This window comes from Methylomonas sp. LWB (assembly GCF_001856095.1).
Lineage (GTDB): Bacteria > Pseudomonadota > Gammaproteobacteria > Methylococcales > Methylomonadaceae > Methylomonas > Methylomonas koyamae_A.
In genome coordinates, this window is record NZ_MKMC01000008.1 from 24,894 (window position 1) to 42,792 (window position 17,899).

Annotated in this window: 13 protein-coding genes; 4 read left to right on the forward strand and 9 right to left on the reverse strand. The window is 53.7% G+C overall.

Features of this window, described 5'->3' with window-relative positions; translation table 11 throughout:
* The first annotated feature begins 18 nt into the window (after positions 1-18).
* Positions 19-1,296 (forward strand): phosphoribosylamine--glycine ligase, encoded by a 1,278-nt coding sequence (gene purD / locus BJL95_RS04120; RefSeq protein WP_071155835.1) that lies wholly within the window; start codon positions 19-21, stop codon positions 1,294-1,296.
* A 58-nt stretch (positions 1,297-1,354) separates the two neighbouring features.
* On the opposite strand, the gene BJL95_RS04125 is transcribed toward purD, so the two are convergent.
* Positions 1,355-1,759, reverse strand: coding sequence for a septal ring lytic transglycosylase RlpA family protein (locus BJL95_RS04125; RefSeq protein ID WP_064024900.1), 405 nt, complete (start codon positions 1,757-1,759; stop codon positions 1,355-1,357).
* Between the two features lie 163 nt (positions 1,760-1,922).
* Positions 1,923-2,288 (reverse strand): SirB2 family protein, encoded by a 366-nt coding sequence (locus tag BJL95_RS04130; RefSeq protein ID WP_071155718.1) that lies wholly within the window; start codon positions 2,286-2,288, stop codon positions 1,923-1,925.
* A gap of 375 nt (positions 2,289-2,663) precedes the next feature.
* Between BJL95_RS04130 and BJL95_RS04135 the strand changes: the two genes are divergently transcribed.
* The 3 genes from BJL95_RS04135 to BJL95_RS04145 all read left to right on the forward strand — a co-directional run bounded on the left by BJL95_RS04135 (position 2,664) and on the right by BJL95_RS04145 (position 5,771).
* Positions 2,664-2,861 (forward strand): hypothetical protein, encoded by a 198-nt coding sequence (locus tag BJL95_RS04135; RefSeq protein ID WP_064024863.1) that lies wholly within the window; start codon positions 2,664-2,666, stop codon positions 2,859-2,861.
* Between the two features lie 156 nt (positions 2,862-3,017).
* Positions 3,018-5,306 carry a Tex family protein gene (locus tag BJL95_RS04140; RefSeq protein ID WP_071155720.1) on the forward strand — a complete coding sequence of 763 codons (2,289 nt, stop codon included), beginning with the start codon at positions 3,018-3,020 and terminating at the stop codon, positions 5,304-5,306.
* An 81-nt stretch (positions 5,307-5,387) separates the two neighbouring features.
* Positions 5,388-5,771 carry an exosortase system-associated protein, TIGR04073 family gene (locus BJL95_RS04145; RefSeq protein ID WP_071155722.1) on the forward strand — a complete coding sequence of 128 codons (384 nt, stop codon included), beginning with the start codon at positions 5,388-5,390 and terminating at the stop codon, positions 5,769-5,771.
* Between the two features lie 30 nt (positions 5,772-5,801).
* Here BJL95_RS04145 and BJL95_RS04150 read toward each other — a convergent pair whose 3' ends face one another.
* The 7 genes from BJL95_RS04150 to BJL95_RS04180 form a co-directional block, all read right to left on the reverse strand.
* Complete coding sequence (locus BJL95_RS04150; protein ID WP_071155724.1) at positions 5,802-9,242, reverse strand: AAA family ATPase; 3,441 nt, start codon at positions 9,240-9,242, stop codon at positions 5,802-5,804.
* Between the two features lie 240 nt (positions 9,243-9,482).
* Entirely contained in the window at positions 9,483-11,498 is a 2,016-nt protein-coding gene (locus BJL95_RS04155; RefSeq protein WP_071155726.1) for a hypothetical protein, read from the reverse strand.
* A 74-nt stretch (positions 11,499-11,572) separates the two neighbouring features.
* Positions 11,573-12,040 carry a prepilin-type N-terminal cleavage/methylation domain-containing protein gene (locus BJL95_RS04160; protein ID WP_071155728.1) on the reverse strand — a complete coding sequence of 156 codons (468 nt, stop codon included), beginning with the start codon at positions 12,038-12,040 and terminating at the stop codon, positions 11,573-11,575.
* Between the two features lie 239 nt (positions 12,041-12,279).
* Positions 12,280-14,070: an asparagine synthetase B gene (locus tag BJL95_RS04165; RefSeq protein WP_083385629.1), complete on the reverse strand. Its 1,791-nt coding sequence runs from the start codon at positions 14,068-14,070 to the stop codon at positions 12,280-12,282.
* Positions 14,071-14,079: 9 nt separating this feature from the next.
* Positions 14,080-15,429 (reverse strand): phenylacetate--CoA ligase family protein, encoded by a 1,350-nt coding sequence (locus BJL95_RS04170; protein ID WP_071155730.1) that lies wholly within the window; start codon positions 15,427-15,429, stop codon positions 14,080-14,082.
* Positions 15,426-16,634 (reverse strand): glycosyltransferase, encoded by a 1,209-nt coding sequence (locus BJL95_RS04175; protein WP_071155732.1) that lies wholly within the window; start codon positions 16,632-16,634, stop codon positions 15,426-15,428. The genes BJL95_RS04170 and BJL95_RS04175 overlap by 4 nt, the downstream gene beginning before the upstream one ends.
* Positions 16,621-17,841, reverse strand: a complete 1,221-nt coding sequence (locus BJL95_RS04180; RefSeq protein WP_071155734.1) for a TIGR04063 family PEP-CTERM/XrtA system glycosyltransferase — start codon at positions 17,839-17,841, stop codon at positions 16,621-16,623. Before BJL95_RS04180 ends, BJL95_RS04175 begins: the two co-directional genes overlap by 14 nt.
* Between the last annotated feature and the right edge of the window lie 58 nt (positions 17,842-17,899).

Consider the following 17,899-nt stretch of genomic DNA (forward strand, 5'->3'; position numbering starts at 1 on the left):
TTGCGGAGTAAGTACATGATGAACGTATTGATCGTGGGTAGCGGCGGTCGCGAGCACGCGCTCGCCTGGAAGGCCAGACAGTCTCCGCTGGCGGGGCAAATCTATGTCGCGCCCGGCAACGCCGGCACCGATTTGGAGAACGGTATCGTTAACGTCGACATCCCGGCGGACGACATCGAAGGTTTATTAGGGTTTGCACTGGCCCGCAACATCGGCCTGACTATCGTTGGCCCGGAAGTGCCACTGGTAAAAGGCATTGTCGATCGCTTCTCGGCGGCCGGCTTGAAATGCTTCGGCCCCAAAGCACAAGCCGCGCAATTGGAAGGCTCCAAATCGTTCTGCAAGGACTTTCTGGCCCGCCATCGCATTCCGACCGCCGAGTACCAAACCTTCACCGACACCGAAGCCGCGATCGCCTACATTCGCCGCAAAGGCGCCCCGATCGTCGTCAAGGCCGACGGCCTGGCGGCCGGCAAGGGCGTCATCGTCGCCCAAAACGAGCAACAGGCGATAGACGCGGTCAACGATATGTTGGCTGGCAACAGTTTCGGTGAAGCCGGACATAGGGTTGTCGTCGAGGAGTTCCTGGTCGGAGAGGAAGCCAGCTTCATTGTCATCGCCGATGGCGAACACGCGCTGGCGATGGCCACCTCGCAAGATCACAAGGCTCGGGACAACGGCGATCTAGGCCCCAATACCGGCGGCATGGGCGCCTATTCGCCGGCGCCGGTGGTCACGCCCGCCATCCATCAGCGTGTCATGGACGAGGTAATTTATCCCACCTTGCAAGGCATGCGCGACGATGGCACGCCCTACACCGGCTTCCTCTACGCCGGTTTGATGATCGACGCGCGCGGCAACGTCAAGGTGTTGGAATACAATTGCCGATTCGGCGATCCGGAAACTCAGCCCATCATGATGCGGCTAAAATCGGACTTGGTCGAACTCTGCTTGGCGGCGTTGGACGGTAAGCTGGACCAAATTACGACCGAATGGGACGAGCGAGCCGCGCTCGGCGTGGTGTTGGCGGCCGGAGGCTACCCGGACGCATACGCCAAGGGCGAACCGATTTCCGGGCTGGACGGCGTCGATTCTGCAAATGCCAAAGTCTTCCACGCCGGCACGCAAAGCGCCGGCGGCACCATCGTCACCAACGGCGGCCGAGTACTGTGCGCCTGCGCGCTAGGCGACAATATCGCCGACGCACAACGCGAAGCCTATGCGCTGTGTAAACGCATCAATTGGCAATCCATTTATTATCGTACCGATATCGGCTTCAAGGCCATCACGGCTTAGCGCGAACCATCGAAAACAAAAAGGCGCGATTGCCCGGCAATCGCGCCTTTTTTCCGCGCTAAGCTTCGCCCCAGCGCAAGATTTCGATCTTGACTTGAGCCAACCCGGCCTGGACAAATCCCAGCTCCTTGGCGGCTCGTTTGGAGACGTCGAGCAAGCGCTTGTTATGCCGGCCCGGCCGTCCGTTGACCCGCAGATCAACACTGCGGTTATTGTTGAGATTGACCACCCGTAGCAAGGTCCCGAACGGGAGATTGGCATGGGCCGCTGTTAACGAATTTTTGTCGTAGATTTCACCGCTTGCTGTCCGCTGACCATGCAGTTTGTCGCTGTAATAAGAGGCGACTCCGCTATGTGCAATGGACAATAAACCGTGTCTTTCTGTTTTCGCTAAACTTACAGAGCTAAAAGACGCTAGACTCATAGAAACCAGCATAACTGCCGTCCATTTCGTTTTTCGCATCCTACCCTCCTTTCGTTGAGTATTGACAGGAGGTAGGGAGGTTACCCCAGAAGGCATTGATTTGGCAAGCCTTTACGGCCAAACGGCTCTAGCGTCGCTCCAAAAACGTGACGATCCGCCAACAAAAATCCAGAGCCGGCAAGGGATAGCCGGCGTCAACCGATCAGCCAAAAAAGAAGAAAATTTGCTTGGTCACCGCGACTTTCGAAATATAAAACAGGCAAAGCAAGGCCACGCCAAACCACCTCCAGCGACTTGCGCCCTCCTCGCGGATAGTCCGAACACCGGCGATCATAAAGCCGACCAAAACCACTAATTTCGCGATAATCCACCCGAAGTTGCCGGCAAGCCAGTCGCCTTGAAATACCAAAACCGAGCCACTCAACAACAGCACGCCAGCGATGACATGCGGAGCCAGTTTCAGCCATTTCCGCGCCAATAGTTCCGGCTTAAATTGCGCCAGCGCCACCCGCCCAAAAAAACTGACCACCAGCAATGCCACGAAAAACAAGTGAATATGCTTAATCATGTAAACGTTTCTCCGAATGTAAAAAGACAACCAAACCGCCGAATACCGAAGCTATCCGCCCGATCAGTAGCGCTGGCGAGCTTAAGATACCCCGAACCGAAGCTAAAACCCACATCCGCCTCGACACCGGTCGCCTGTCTGCAAGCGACGCCTTGCGTCCCAGCCGCATACAAAACAAATTTTTATCAATCAATTCATAAATATAAGCCGACACCAACGACAATCAGCACAAAAAAAAAATAATGTTTTGACACAAAACAAATTTAAGTGTAAAAAATACCCCGTCGACTAAAAAAACACTAAACATTCGACATACAACTCGAGTTGCCCCTGCTAGACGGGCTGATTATTACAACAAAGATGAGGATTATAAAAATGGCTGAACAAGAAAAAGACAATACCTTTACCGTCGTCGCTGTCGTAACCGCTATCGCTATTGCTGGCGTACTACTTCTGAAAATGGACGAAACTAAACATTTGAAAATGAGCGGCGAAACCACTGCTCAAGCGGAAGCGCAAGTCTTGGCTAAACACAAAGACTTCAACAACGATATTCTGAGCCAAGCAAAGTAATCGTTTTCCATAATAATAATTAAGTTCTTCTTTCGATTAGGCGCTGTTTCGATAGAAACAGCGCCTTTTTTGTGCCTCACGTAAACCGGTCCGACGCTTCGACTCGCGCTTAACTACGGTAAAATCACCGGTTTCCAACCATCTCTGCAAAGCTCAATGGATGTCATCAAGCGCATAGCCGCGGAACTCTCCGTCAAACCTCAACAAATCGCCGCCGCCGTCGCGTTGCTCGACGAAGGCGCCACCGTGCCGTTTATCGCCCGCTACCGCAAGGAAGTGACCGAAGGCCTGGACGACACTCAATTGCGGCATCTGGAGGAAAGGCTAACTTATCTACGGGAACTGAACGACAGACGCAATACGATACTCGACAGCATACGTTCGCAGGGCAAACTGACACCGGAGCTGGAACAGGCCATACTCGACGCAGATACCAAAACCTTGCTGGAAGACTTGTACCTACCTTACAAACCCAAGCGCCGTACCAAGGCGCAAATCGCCCGCGAAGCCGGACTGGAGCCGCTGGCCGATGCGCTATTGGACGATCGCGATCTGGTTCCAGAGCAAGTCGCCCAGCGCTATATCGATGCGGACAAAGGGATAGCCGATGTCGCCGCCGCGTTGGATGGCGCCCGCCAGATCATCATGGAACGGATTTCCGAAGACGCCGAATTACTTTCCGAACTGCGGGAGCGCATTTGGAACAAAGGCATATTGCAATCGACCATCGTCGCCGGCAAGGAAGTTGAAGCCGCGAAATTCAAGGATTACTTCGATTACAGCGAAGCCATCAACAAAATTCCGTCGCATCGCGCGTTGGCCCTGTTCCGCGGCCGTAACGAGGACATGCTGAATTTAACGCTGAAACCGGCCGAGCTTGACCAGGAAGAACATCAACTCTGCACCCAATTCGTTTGCCAGCGTTTACAGATCACCGACACCGCCAAACCCGCGGACTCTTGGCTGGCCGATACCGCCCGTTTCGCCTGGAAGATCAAACTCTTCACCCGCATCGACATGGATTTGAAACTGCGCTTGCGCGAAGCCGCCGAGCAGGAGGCCATCCGCGTTTTCGCCAGCAATTTGCGCGACTTGTTGCTGGCGGCGCCGGCAGGTCCGAAAGCGACGATGGGTCTGGATCCCGGTATCCGCACCGGCGTCAAGGTGGCGGTCGTCGATGCCACCGGCAAACTGCTGGCCACCGAAACCGTTTATCCCCACCAGCCGAAAAACCAGTGGGACCAATCCATCGCCACGCTGGCGCGCATGATTGCTCAATTCGGCGTGCAACTGGTCAGTATCGGCAACGGTACCGCATCCCGTGAAACCGACCAGCTGGTCGCCGATTTGATGAAACGGCATAAAGAACTGCTGTTCCAGAAAATCACCGTTTCGGAAGCCGGCGCCTCGGTGTATTCGGCATCGGAATTGGCCGCCAAGGAATTTCCCGATCTCGACGTATCGTTACGCGGCGCGGTATCCATCGCCCGCCGCTTGCAAGACCCGTTGGCCGAATTGGTCAAGATCGACCCCAAATCCATCGGCGTCGGCCAATACCAGCACGACGTCAACCAAGTGCAACTGGCTCGCATGCTGGACACCGTGGTCGAAGATTGCGTGAACGCGGTCGGTGTTGACGTCAATACCGCATCGGTCGCCTTGCTGAAACAAGTCTCCGGCCTGAGTGCCAGTATCAGCGAAAACATCGTCGCCTTCCGCAACCAAAACGGCCCTTTCGCCAACCGCGCGCAGTTGAAGAAAGTGCCGCGCCTCGGCGACAAAGCCTTCGAACAGGCCGCCGGCTTTTTACGCATCATGAACGGCGACAACCCGCTCGACGCCTCGGCGGTGCATCCCGAGGCTTACCCGGTGGTCAACGCCATCCTGGACGACACCGGCAAATCGATACGCGATCTGATTGGCCAAAGCCAGGCACTACGTAGCCTGAATCCCGCCAACTACGCCAACGCCGACTTCGGCCTGCCGACCGTCACCGATATTTTGCAGGAATTGGAAAAACCCGGCCGCGACCCGCGCCCCGAGTTCAAAAGCGTGCAATTCAAGGAAGGTGTCGAGAAAATCACCGATCTGGAACCCGGCATGACACTGGAGGGTGTGGTCACCAATGTCGCCGCCTTTGGCGCCTTCGTCGACATCGGCGTGCACCAGGACGGTCTGGTGCATATTTCTCACTTGGCCGACGACTTCGTCAAGGATCCGCGCGATGTCGTCAAAGCGGGCGACATGGTCAAAGTCAGAGTATTGGAAATCGATGTCGCTAGGCAGCGGATTTCGTTGAGCATGAAAAAGAGTGTCGACGAAGCCGACATCGTGCGCGGCGAAAAGCCGCAAAGGCCCGCGAACAAACCGGCGCTTAAAGGCAAACCACAGCCGGCCGTGCCGAATACCATGAGCAATGCCTTCGCCAAGGCCTTGAAAAAGTAAGCACACCCACTGCTATACTTGCTCGCGTACCGTCGCCCGCTTGCGGGCGGCGCCGATTCGTCAACAGATTCAGGATACGCTATGAAAGCAAAGCAAACCGTTTGGGCCTTCAGCTTGATCGCCGCGTTCGCCGCCGCCGCGCATGCCCAACCCGGTGAAAACGAAAGCTATGGAGAAACGGTAGGCCGTAAACTCAGTTCCGGGCTGGCCAATATCGCCACCGCGTCACTGGAAATCCCTAAAAACATCATCCTGGTGAATAACCAGAGCAATGTCGTGTACGGTTTCGTTGGCGGCACTTTCAAAGGCTTGATCAATATGGGCGCCAGGATGGGCGTCGGTGTGCTTGACTTAATCTCAGCGCCGATTCCCACTCAACCCATCGTCAGGCCGGTCTACGTTTGGGACGATTTCAACGCGGACACCACTTACGGCAAAGCCTTCAAACCGACGCCAAATCCATGAACACCTGAACAGGCCCGACCGCGCCGGCGGTCAGGCCACCATTTTCAACTCGCTAAAACCGTTGGTGTTTTTGACCAACTCGATTTGGGTCTTAATCCGCTTTTTCACGGCATCTACGTGAGAAATCACCCCGACAATCTTACCTTGGGTTTTCAGGCTCTCCAGCGTCGTCATCGCCAGATACAGCGCCTCGGCGTCAAGATTGCCGAACCCCTCGTCCAAGAACAAGGAATCGATCGCTCTACCGTTGTTGGCAATTTCCGATAGAGCCAAGGCCAGCGCCAGGCTGACAACAAAACTCTCGCCGCCCGATAAGGTTTTCGGCAAACGCCGTACGTTGATCTGCTTAGTATCCTCGACTTCCAATGCCAAACCGTACTCGCTAAAGCCGTTACGTAAATAATAGCGACCGCTCAAGCCTTCCAAGATTCGATTCGCCTGCCGTAGCAGTTTCTCGACCAACAACTGTTGAATCCGCCGCCGCATCCCGCCCTGCTCGTGGTTGATCAAATTCAACTCCGCTTCCGCTTCGGCGAAAGCCGCTAGTTCCCGCCGCAGTTGTTCTTGCAGTTCGCCAAAGGTCTCCGCGTAAGTCTGTTGTTTGGCCAGTTTGTGCTCCAAGCTACGGATCTCGTGCTCAGCAATGTCGATTTTTTCAGACAGCGCGCGTTGCATGGCTAGTAAATCGGCCGCTGTGTCGGGCCCAGGCAACGCGGCATAGGCTTTTTGCAAGCGTAAATCCAGCTCGGCCAATTCTACGTTCAATGCCGCCAAGCGCTGCTCCATTTTCGCTAGAATCTCGGCCATTTCCGTTCTGCTATTCCATTGCTCCAACACCGACCTCAAGCTCTCCAGATCGCTGAAACCGCCGGCCAGCAATCGCTGCAGCAATTGGTCGTGGTCAACCTCGTAATCCGCCTCCAACTCACTGAGCCGGACTTCAAGGTCGGCGATTGACGTTTGTTTCTCGAACAATGCCAAATGCAAACCCGACAACTCATGACTTTGCAAGGCTTCGGACAGTTCGGCAATTTCCGCTTGATAGCGAATAATGCGCGCCTGACCGGATTGCAAACCGTCCTGCAAACCGTTGATATCGCCAAGCACACCCTGCTTGCGCAAATCGCGTATTTGATAGTCCTGGCGCCGGACATTCAGGCGATCGAACAAAGCATTTTCCTTGGCCTTGCCCGGTATTTTCTCCCCCAGAGGTATCAACGCTTTCTCCAGTTTGTCCAACAAGGCCTTTTCAGAAGCTTTCAACGCGGCCAATTGCTGTTCGCCTTCAATGGCTTCGGGCGGACGGTTGTTCCACGCGGTTTCCAATTGCTCTACGACAGCCGCCAATTTGAGGATTTGCGCTTGTTTCACGCCGATTTCGTCGGTCCATTTCCCGATGTTACGTTGCCACTGGCCGACATCTTTCAGCAGCAGTTTAATTTTTTCGAGTTCTTCGGTTTCCTGATCCAAACACTGCTTTTGCAAGCTCAGATTTTCGATCGCCATACCGTCGCGGGCGACATTCAGCCGATTCACCAAAACCCGCCATTGCGCGCGCATTTCCTGCAAGCGCCGTTCCTTGGCGGACATCTGTGAACTACGTTTTTCCGCCGCGGTCAACTGGGCTTCGATATTGGCCATGGCAGCCTTCAAGGCTTGCATTTTGCCGCGCTGATCGACTAACGCCTTTTTCGAGTCGGTCATTACCGGCGGCTTCGACGTGTAAGGATGATGCAAGGAGCCGCATAGGAAACAAGGTTTGCCGTCCACCAATTTCCCGCGATCGGGCGTCATTTTGCGCAACAAGGCCTCGTTGGCGATCGCTTGTTCCAGCGCCGAGCCGATGTTTTCCTCTCGGCCGAATTCGTGTTTCAGCGCCGCCAATTTGTCGCGCAGTTCGCCCTCGTCGGGAAACTCCGACGACTTGTTCGTCGACAGCCAACCGAACAAGCCCTTTTTGGTCACCTTCGCATTGACGCTGGCTAACGAATACAACTCTTGGAAATCGTTGACCCTCGCCTGTTGCTCGGATAACAGCTCGCGAATTTCATCGACGCTTCTACCCTGACCGTGCGTCGCGATATTTGCCTCGGCTGCCGCGATCCGCTCCTGTAACTCAACCACGCCGGCCTTGGCATCGGTCAAGGCCGTTTGATTCTTTTTCAAGGCCGCCGAGGTATTTTTCGACCAAGCCAACTGCGTCTTCTGCTTGGCACCTAGTTCCGCGATCTCGGTTCTGAGATTGCGCAACTGCACGACATCCGGAAAGTCGGTTAGCAGAATGGCCTCGCCGCGATGCTCTTGCAACCACCCTTCCAGCTCGGTGAGCGCGGCACGTTTGTCGGCCAAGGTTTGCTGGGCCGTTTCCACCGCCGCCATTTCTCTGGGCAATTCTAATTTCAGCTCGCTGAGCCTGATCTTGATGTCATCGATAATCCGTTTCCGCGAGGCCCAATCCCGGTCGCCGGCGGGCTGCTCCAGGTCGCCACTACCGATGCCCAACTGCTGGCGCAGATTGGCCACCTCCCGGCGCAAACTCGCCAACTCGCTTTGGAGTTCGCCGATTTTAGACTGCTTGGCATCCAATCCCGCCAACTGTTCACGATAGCTGTCGGCATCGTCGATCGCGGCTATTCTTTGCAGATCGGATTGCAAAGTCTGAATTTGGGTTTGAAGTTCGGCGGTTTGCCGGGCCAGTTGCCGCTCTTCGGCCTCCAATGCGGCGACGTTTTCCAATTTAAGCTGATGTTGTCGTAAATAGTCCTGCTGACCGGACAATTCGGTGTGTTGATCTAGAAAATCCCGCAGGTCGGCGCGACTGGCGTCGAGTTCCGCCTCTTCGAGCAAGGGAATCGCGACGCTATCCTGTTGCAATTGGCGCACGCGATCCGCAATTTGGCGATAGTGGGCTTCGGCTTGTTGGCGGTATTGTTCGTAAATGTCGCCACCGGCGATTTTTTCGAGTATGTCCATGCGCTCGCTATCCAACGCATTTAAAAACGCCGCGAAATCGCCTTGCGGCAACACCATCGATTTGCTGAATTTATGGAAATCCATACCGGTCAGTTCGGCAATCCGCCCACGCACGGCAGATGGCGTTTCGGCCAACAACTCATCGCTCTCGCCAAGCTTGGTCAACGACATCTCGGTCTCGGCCCGCGACTGTTTATCGCCTTCCGCCCGCCTGGCATACCAATCGGAACGAAACTTCTCTCCACCCAACGAAAACTCGACGCTGGCCACGCTCTCGTCGGTCTGTTTGGTCATTACATGCTCGGCCGGCTTGTCGAAGCGAAAGGTCTCACCATAGAGGCCCAGCGTGATGACATCAAGGATACTGGTTTTACCGGAACCGTTGGGGCCTGTAATCGCAAACACGCCGGCCTCGGCGATCGGGCCTTGATCGAAATCGATCCGCCCTTCGCCGGCCAGGGAGTTGATGTTTTTGTAACGAATATTCAGGATGCGCATAGCACTGAGATTTCACACGACTTAATTGACGAGCGCATGCCGGCGATTAGCGGAGCATACCGTGGCGTAACCTTGACATGTTACACGATAGGACAGGTAGAGAAAACCTAACTGGAATTCGACGCGTTTTTTCGCACCGGAGGGTAAAAAACCAGTGTAAGAGCGGCATTAGCCGTTACAGATGGAGCTCCTACACTGGTATGCGCTATTTTACCAAACAGCTTTCGTAAGCAAATCGAGTCAGGGCGTTGCGTTGGAAAGCTCGGTTGAAATAATTTTGCGAAGCCCAGCAAACTCTTGCTTGTCGAACCCATTGGCCACGTTTAATTGTTCAGCACTGAGCAGCACTTGCTCAGCTTGGTCGAACTTGCTCAAGGTAATCAGCAAATGCGCCTTTTCCGCATAGAAATACATGCGCCGTGGCGACAGCTCGATGGCTTTGTCCATGTATTCGAATGCCCGATCGATATTTCCTTGGTTAAATACGACTTTTGCTTTAATGACATATATCATCGCCACATCGAAAAAATCGGGCTGTGCCAATGCCGCATCAATCCATTCGTTCAAGTCGGCGGCGATTTCTAGACACTCGTAATGTCGATCGATCAAACAATTCGCGGCATTACGCAGACTTGCCACGGTCCGTAGCGGATAGGTTCTCGCATTTATTCTGCGGATAATCTCGCGATGCAATAAAGCCTTCAAAGCTCCCATATATCGGCTATCGAGTATTAACTCGTCATCGTAGGTTTTAGGCAAACCGCTATCCGCTTTATCCTGAGCGGGGTCGTGAAAATGTGATAGACGATTTAGTTCCATATACACCTCCATTAACGAGGCGACTTCATAGGTATTTAGTCTGGATGCAACTAAGTAATGACGATAGGTTTCAAGATTGGGGCCGCTCTTTAACTCGAGCGCATTGGCGTAAATACTATTGGTTCTGGGCGAATCCGGGTGATTTCTCACTTCGAAATAGGCAAAACTGTCCAGCCGCCCCCAAATCGTGGCTCTGGTATAGGTTGCGAGCCCTAAACTGACGACGATACCTGCGTATAGTGCGTTAAGCAAACTAGCGGCGATTACACCGGCGAATGCCTGATAAATCAAAACCACCACCCCAAATACGACACCGATGCTTGGCAAATAATTGCGATGTTCGAAAACCAGTTCCAGCGGATAAATCGTGGACTCCATACTATGACCGGCAAAAAACCACAGTACCGCGACACTAAGAAAGGGCATTTTCCTTGCATGGACATTTAAAATCGCCAGACCAACCAGAAAAACAATTAGGACGCAAGAATATAAGGTCGTTATCGGCTGTAAAAAACCCTTACTAATCGAAAAGTCGTCGTGAAACAGCGCCAATTGAGTATTATCCGGATAAAACAGCAAACTCAGATAATAAATCAACACTCTGAACTCGGTCATTATCCGCTCGAACAATGTAAACTCGCGAACCTGATAGTCTCTTAGAACAATTTCTGGATGCCATACTAAATAAATACATCCAATTATCGCAGGCAGCACAACAAGGCAGCCATAAAAGCCCTTTAACTTATTGACATCAACCTTTTCGATTGGCCGAGGCAATAGGGAAACTTCGACGACGAGAATCAACAATGGCAACAATAACGCATTTTCCTTGGCAAAAAAACCGATGCCACTGCCTCCCAAACTGCCGAGTATCATCCAAAACAAACCGTTGGACTTGCCAATCCCAAGGCGGCCATGTAAAAAAACCAGCAAACCACCCAATGTAAACAAGCAGGCCAGACTAGTCATGCGCTGCACAACGTATAACACGGTACTGACTTGCAGCGGATGCACGGCCCAAATTAACGCAACAACAAACGCTAACTTAGCCGGCGGCAGATTCGGCTCAGCCGCGCGAATCAATAACTTGGATATAAAAAACACTAATATCGAATTTAGCACATGAATTGCGACATTAGTTAATTTAAAAGCCACCTTATCAAATTTCTGACCGGCAAAGTAATAATTAAGAGCAAAGCTTAGATGCGCTAGCGGCCGCCTCGCACCACTCGGTCCACTACTGAATGCACCTTGCAAATCATCAAGCTTTAACTGCTTTAGTAACGCCCCGTTATTGTCAACAATATTGGGGTAATCGTCGGCTAAAAACGGCCCGGAAAGACCGTTGAAATAAACGGCGAAAATAACGGCAATCAGAACAAAAACCGGCAATACCTTGTTGGCCGATTGCAGTACGGTCGTTTTAACGTAATTCATATTTTCGAAATACCGGGAAGCTACAAAAAGAAAAGGGGCTTTTCAGCCCCTTTTCATCACTCAACTCCTAACGGTTAGGTTTTAGGATGATATTTAGAATTCAGCGTCGAGTTAGTTGTGTTAGTATCTATGCGCCACTGCATGCCGGAACCTGGAGAGCATTCCCCTCTATACAACAACTTATCACCGCCTGTAACGGCAGTACCAATCGTTGTGTAGACTATCGTCACTGTCGCGGAATTACTAGCGGCGGACGTAATGTTCACCGAGCGAACATATTTGCCGTTGATTTCACTCGACGTGGATAAACCAAAACTTAAATTGGTCGTGGAACCCACGCCCAAGGTACCGTCGCTACACGCCACGCCGCCCGCGGTCAACGCCGGCGATGCCAAACTTGGGCCTTCGGACACTTTGGATCTGACCGTATAGTCTTGATAAGCCGGAATCGCGATAGCGGCCAAAATACCGATAATCGCGACGACGATCATCAGTTCGATCAAGGTGAAACCTTGTTGTGTTTTTCGCATTTGAATGTTCATAGCGGTATCTCTCTGTCTGATTGAATAACGAACGCACTAACCAATACAAGACTTATGCCAGAACGGACTTTTACGATTGCGAAATATCGAGTGCTTTTTTAAAAACAAGATCAACAACTTACCTAAAACCCAGCCCTAGACCACTAAATCAAACAGCAACCCGCGGAAACCCGGCAAGCCTTGCACCATCGCTCCAAGTCGAAAACTGACGTTTTTTGTCACTCGTCTTGCCGCGTGCATCACGCCTTTTGTTTACCGGCAAACCACAGTTCCAACATCATCAAAATCCAGATCAGTTCGCCGTAGTAGGCCGCGTGTATGCTTTGATGCATCGCAATCGCGTGATCGAGGAATTCCGGCTTGAAATAACCGCGCTTTTTCAACGCGTTGATCGCGTCGTAGGCCAAATCTTTCAAGGGTTGATGGTCCTTGAGCCAAATACCGAACGGCAGCCCGAAGCCGTGCTTGGGTTTGTTGATGATCGCGTCCGGCAGAAAATCCGCCATCGCCTGCTTATAAAACCAACGTAATTTTTGACCGTGCAATTTGGCGGCGGACGGTATTTGGCAGGACAACTCGACGATACGGCTATCCAACAGCGGATAGCAGACTTCAACGCCGGCCAGTTCGCACATCCGGTTGACCTTGACCAAATCGTTGTCGTGCAACGTGGCTTTCCAGTCCATATACAGCATTCGGTTCAAGGTGCTGGCCTGATCCGGGCGCCGGTAATTGTCTCGTAGCAGTTGCAGCGGTTCGCCGGTATCGATTTGCGCCAGAAAATCGCCGACAAAAATGTCGGCAGCGGCGTGACGGTGCAAAAAGTTGTAATCCTGCAATCGATCCGGCATCGCGGCCTTGGCTTGCTCGATATAGCGTTTGGCCTTGAACGGCAATTTAGTATTCGCCAAGCCGGCCGGCAAGGCGTTCAACACCCCTTCCAAGCCGGCGCCAACCGCTCGGGGCAGCCGATGGTAATGCTCGAACAACATCTGCTTGGCGTAGCGCTCGTTGCCGGCGAAGATCTCATCGCCGCCGTCCCCGGCCAGCAAGCGCCCGACGCCGTTGTCCTTAGCCAATTTCGCGCAATAGTAGGCCGCCAAGGCCGAAGAGTTGCCGAACGGCTCATCGTAATACGCGGCAATCATCGGGACGGCATTGACCGTGTCTTCCGGCGTTACGTAATACTCGTGTTGGCGCGTATTGAAATGTTTGACCGCAATGTTGGCGTATTCGATTTCGTTGTAACCTTCGACCGGAAAACCCATCGAAAAGGTCTTGGCCTTCCCGGGAAACACGCTAGCCAGCGCACCGGCCACGCTGGAACTATCCAAGCCACCGCTTAAAAATGCGCCGGTTTCGTCTCCGCTGCCGACCATGCCTCGCACGGTTTCGATCAAGCCGGCTTTCAAATCCTCGCCGACCTGCCTTAAATCGAGCGCGGATTCGTTAAACGACGGCAACCAATAACGGCGCAGTTCCAGTTTGCCGTCTTCGAAACTCAATTGCTGACCGCCTTCCAACTTCTTGACTTTGGTGTAGATGGTGTTCGGGCTAGGGCAATGGTGGTAATAGACGTAATCGTAAATAGCCTGCGCCGAAATTTCGCTTTCGACCGCCGGATGGCGAACCACGAAATCGGCACTGGAACCAAACACGATCACGGAATCGGTAACCGCGTAATAAATGTGACTCAAGCCGATCGGGTCCGTAGCAGCCAACAGCAAACGGCGGACGCTATCGATCAAAACCACGCCATCGCATGAGCTACCGCCATCGAATAACGCGGCACCGTGCCGCCGATACCGCGCCAAGACTTCCCGCAAATGCTCCGGAGAAGCAGCCGTCTTCAAAGCAAACAACAGAATGCCATCGTCTCGGAGCAGCGCCGGCGCTTGAATGGCCAGTCCGAAATGACCGTCGTATTGAAAATCGAAGGCCGACCCGGCCGGACCGACCACCTCGGTCAGACTCGCGACAGCGCTTTCGTTCCAGGGTCCGCTGCCCACCCATCCCGCGAATTTTGTCATGTTGCTCGATTAAGGCTTGACGTGGCTGATAACGTACCGGAATTTGCCGGAACGCTCCTTGGGTATGTAATCGGTATATTCGATCGCAACGTTGACCGTCTCGCCCAATCGCTTTTTAAATTCGGCGACGATGCGTTGTTCGGATTCGGCTCGGTAAGCGTCGGTCTTGACGATTTGCACGCTGGTCATATCCAGACTGTCTTGCGTGATCTTGAAAGCGTCGACACCTTCTAAATCGCGCAACACATAAATCAAGGCCAGGCCGTGCAGCACGGTGCCGTCCCGCGCCACAACGAAGTCAGTGGTGCGACCTTGTATCTCTTCGAGCAACGGCAGTCCTCTTCCGCAAGCGCAAGATTTGTCGGACAAGATTCCCATGTCGCCGGTGCGGTAGCGGATAAACGGAAAATCGCGCGTCGCCAGATGGGTGACGACAATCTCGCCCAACTCGCCATTGGGCAGCGGCTTGCCTTGTTTATCGACAATTTCGACGATGATGTCTTCCGCCGTGATGTGCATCGCGCCTTCCGGACATTGATGGGCGATGAAACCGGCATCGCGGCCCCCATAGCCGTTGGCAACCGGACAGCCGAAGACCGCTTGGATCTTGTCACGCTGATAATCGTATAAGCGCTCGGACGTGACGAAGGCCACCTTGATACCCAAATCGGTCATTGCCACGCCGCGCTTTTCGGCGTGACTGGCAATATGCGCTAACGCCGACGGATAGCCGAACAGCATTTTCGGCCGGATTTGCCGTATCCTGGCCACGAAGCCGTCCAACTTTTCTTGAGACATCTCGAAAGCCGGTATTAAATGGGTCCGCAACAGCTTGTCGCGAATCAGCCGAATTTTATCCTGTGCGCCCAGCTCGATCGGCGACCCCCATATCACCGCTTCCGGATCGCCAATGTCGACACCCCACCAACGGGTGGCGCGCCATTTGGCGGCCACGTCGTGACTGACGCGGCGACTGCCGATGTAAAAAATCAACGGCTCTCCGCTTGATCCGCCGGTATTAAAGCGGGCCAAACCCTCGGCATCATCCGCCCGCATTTTATCCAAATTGGCGCGTATCGTCGGTTTGTCCAGCAAGGGGAGGCGCGCCAAATCGGTTAAACTGGCGACCTGCTCCGGATTGAAGTCTAATGCCGCAAACAATGTCCGATAGTAAGGCACATGATGACCAATATCGGTTAGAAACCGTGTCAAGTCCTTGACCTGAGCCTGGCGAATTTCGTCCACGCCCAACCACTGGCTACGCTCCATCGCCTTGCGCACTCTGACGGTACTGTGTTTTTTTAACGCTTCGTGTAGAGGAAACAGCACGGAGGAGCACAGCGAGGTGTAAAGGCTCATGATCGATTTACCAGTTGGTTGAATTCCGCCACCAAGACAGCGACGCGTTGATCCCAGGCATTCTGAGCGGCATAGGCGATAATCGCATGGCGATCCCAGTCGCGCCCCAGCGCGGCATCGAGCGCCGCAAGCAAGGCATCGCGATCGCCGAACGGCACCACCTGCCCCAAACTATCGTCGCAAACCACCTCGCGATTGCCGCCAACATCGGTGGTTACAATCGGCAAACCGCAAGCCATCGCTTCCAAGAACACATTGGCCCAGCCTTCGTTAGCCGTCGCCAATACAAAAACGTCGGCGGCGGACAGAACCTCTTTCAAGGCCGCGGCGGGCATCGCACCCAGGAAACGCACCTGTTCAGCGAGGCCGAGTTCGGCGACTTGCTTCTCCAGACGCTGGCGAATATCACCCTCCGGACTGCCGCCACCGACAATCAAGTAGCGTAAACCGGGATGTTTTGCCAGCAGCGCCGGCAATATCTCGATGACTCGGTGAAACCCTTTGCGATCGACCAAGCCACCCACTGAAATCAGCACCGGCGCATCGACGTTGAGTTGCAAATTCTGACGAGTCGAGACTTTATCCAGCGGATAGAAGACATTCGTATCGACGCCATTCCCCACCACCAAAATTTTATCGGCTTCGGCACCGATGCTAACGACATGTCGTTTAAGCGATTCCGACACAGAGAACACTCGAGCGGCCCTACGAAGCGCCGCCAACAGGCGCGCCCGCCGACTGGCGATTTTGGACAACGGTACTTCGGTGCCGCGTAACGTGATTGTAACCGGCACGTGGAAACAGCGCCCCAACCATCCTGCCGCGTAGCCGTCCGGATAGGCAAAATGCGCGTCAATCAGATTAAATCCGAAGTTGCGAGACAATCGGTATAAAGTCCGATAACTGCCCAACGCCATCATCAATCCGTCCCACCGGCGGCCTAATCCTGGCAAGGACAGAAACCTCGGGAAATAAACGTCGATACCGTCCTGACATTCGTAAGTGGCGGGCTGTGGCCGGTAACTGGGCTTGAATTTGCGGATCACCCCTTGAAACGGGAACCATGGTACCGGCGAGACCACCGCCAACGCACAGTGCGTCGCGACCCTGCGCATGCGCTCCCGGACGAATACACCGGCATTCGGGCGAACCTGACTGGGGTAAAGACTGCTGAAAACCACCAGCCTGGGATCAGTCCGCGTCATGCCCGTCCCGCACCAATCCGGCATACACCGCTTGATAACGTGCCACGCTGTTTTGCCAGTTACGGATTTGTTCGACATAGTGCCGTCCAGCTCGACGGATGTCGTCCCAATGCGATTTATCGGCCAAGGCATTCAAAACGGTCGACGCCAAGGCCGCTTGGTCGCCGGCTCTGAACAAATAGCCGGTGCGCCGATCCTCAATCAATTCGTGGTGACCGCCAACGTCGGAGGCCACCAGCAAGCGACCTTGCGCCATGGCTTCGAGCGGCTTCAGAGGCGTCACCAAATCGGTCAGCCGCATCGATAATCTCGGGTAGACAAAAATATCGACCAAATTGTAGTACCGTTGCACCTGATCATGCGGAACCCGTCCAGGCATCACGACCCAGTCCGCCAGCCCTAAGGCTTGAATTTTCTGTTGGATTTGTGCTTGTTGCGGACCGCCGCCAACTAACAACAGCCGGACATCCGGCCGCTGCCGGACGATCTCGGGCAAAGCATCCAGCAACAACAGTAAACCTTCGTACGCATAAAAAGAACCGATGAAACCGAGTACGATTTTTCCTGTCAGGCCTAGTTGATCGAGAAGCTCGGGTTCGGCAACATCACCGAAACTGAATTTTTCGATATCGACCGCGTTGGGAATCACGGTGATTTTTTCGGCTGGAATACCCCGTCCTATAATGTCGTTGCGGAGCCCTTCGCAAATCGTCGTCACGGCATCGGCATTCTTAAACACATACGTTTCCAGGGCTTTGGTAATACGGTAACGCAAACTACCTTCCGCGGTCGTACCGTGGTCGACGGCGGCGTCTTCCCAAAATGCCCGGCATTCGTAAACCAACGGCAATCGGTATTTTTTGGCCATTCTCAAAGCCGCCATCCCGTTTAATGCCGGAGAATGAGCATGGAGGATATCCGGGCGAATTTCCGGAATGATCTGGTCCAACCTTCGCGCCAGAGTCTGAACAATCGCCCATTGGTTCATAACGGGTAATTTTGCCTGTAAACCGCGCGGTTGGGACGAACGATAAAAATCCAAGCCATCCACCGTTTCGAAATCGCTACCGGGAGCCTGATGCTTGGCGGAAGTCACATGAAAAGTGTGCCAACCCAGCTTACGTTGCTGTTCGAGTATCGCTCGGGTACGAAAGGTGTAGCCGCTGTGCAATGGAATCGAGTGATCCAGAATATGTAAGATTTTCATGTCGAGAAGGTTCTTGTTTAAGACTGTCAAGTCGGCTCGCCATGAAGTGAGCACCCGG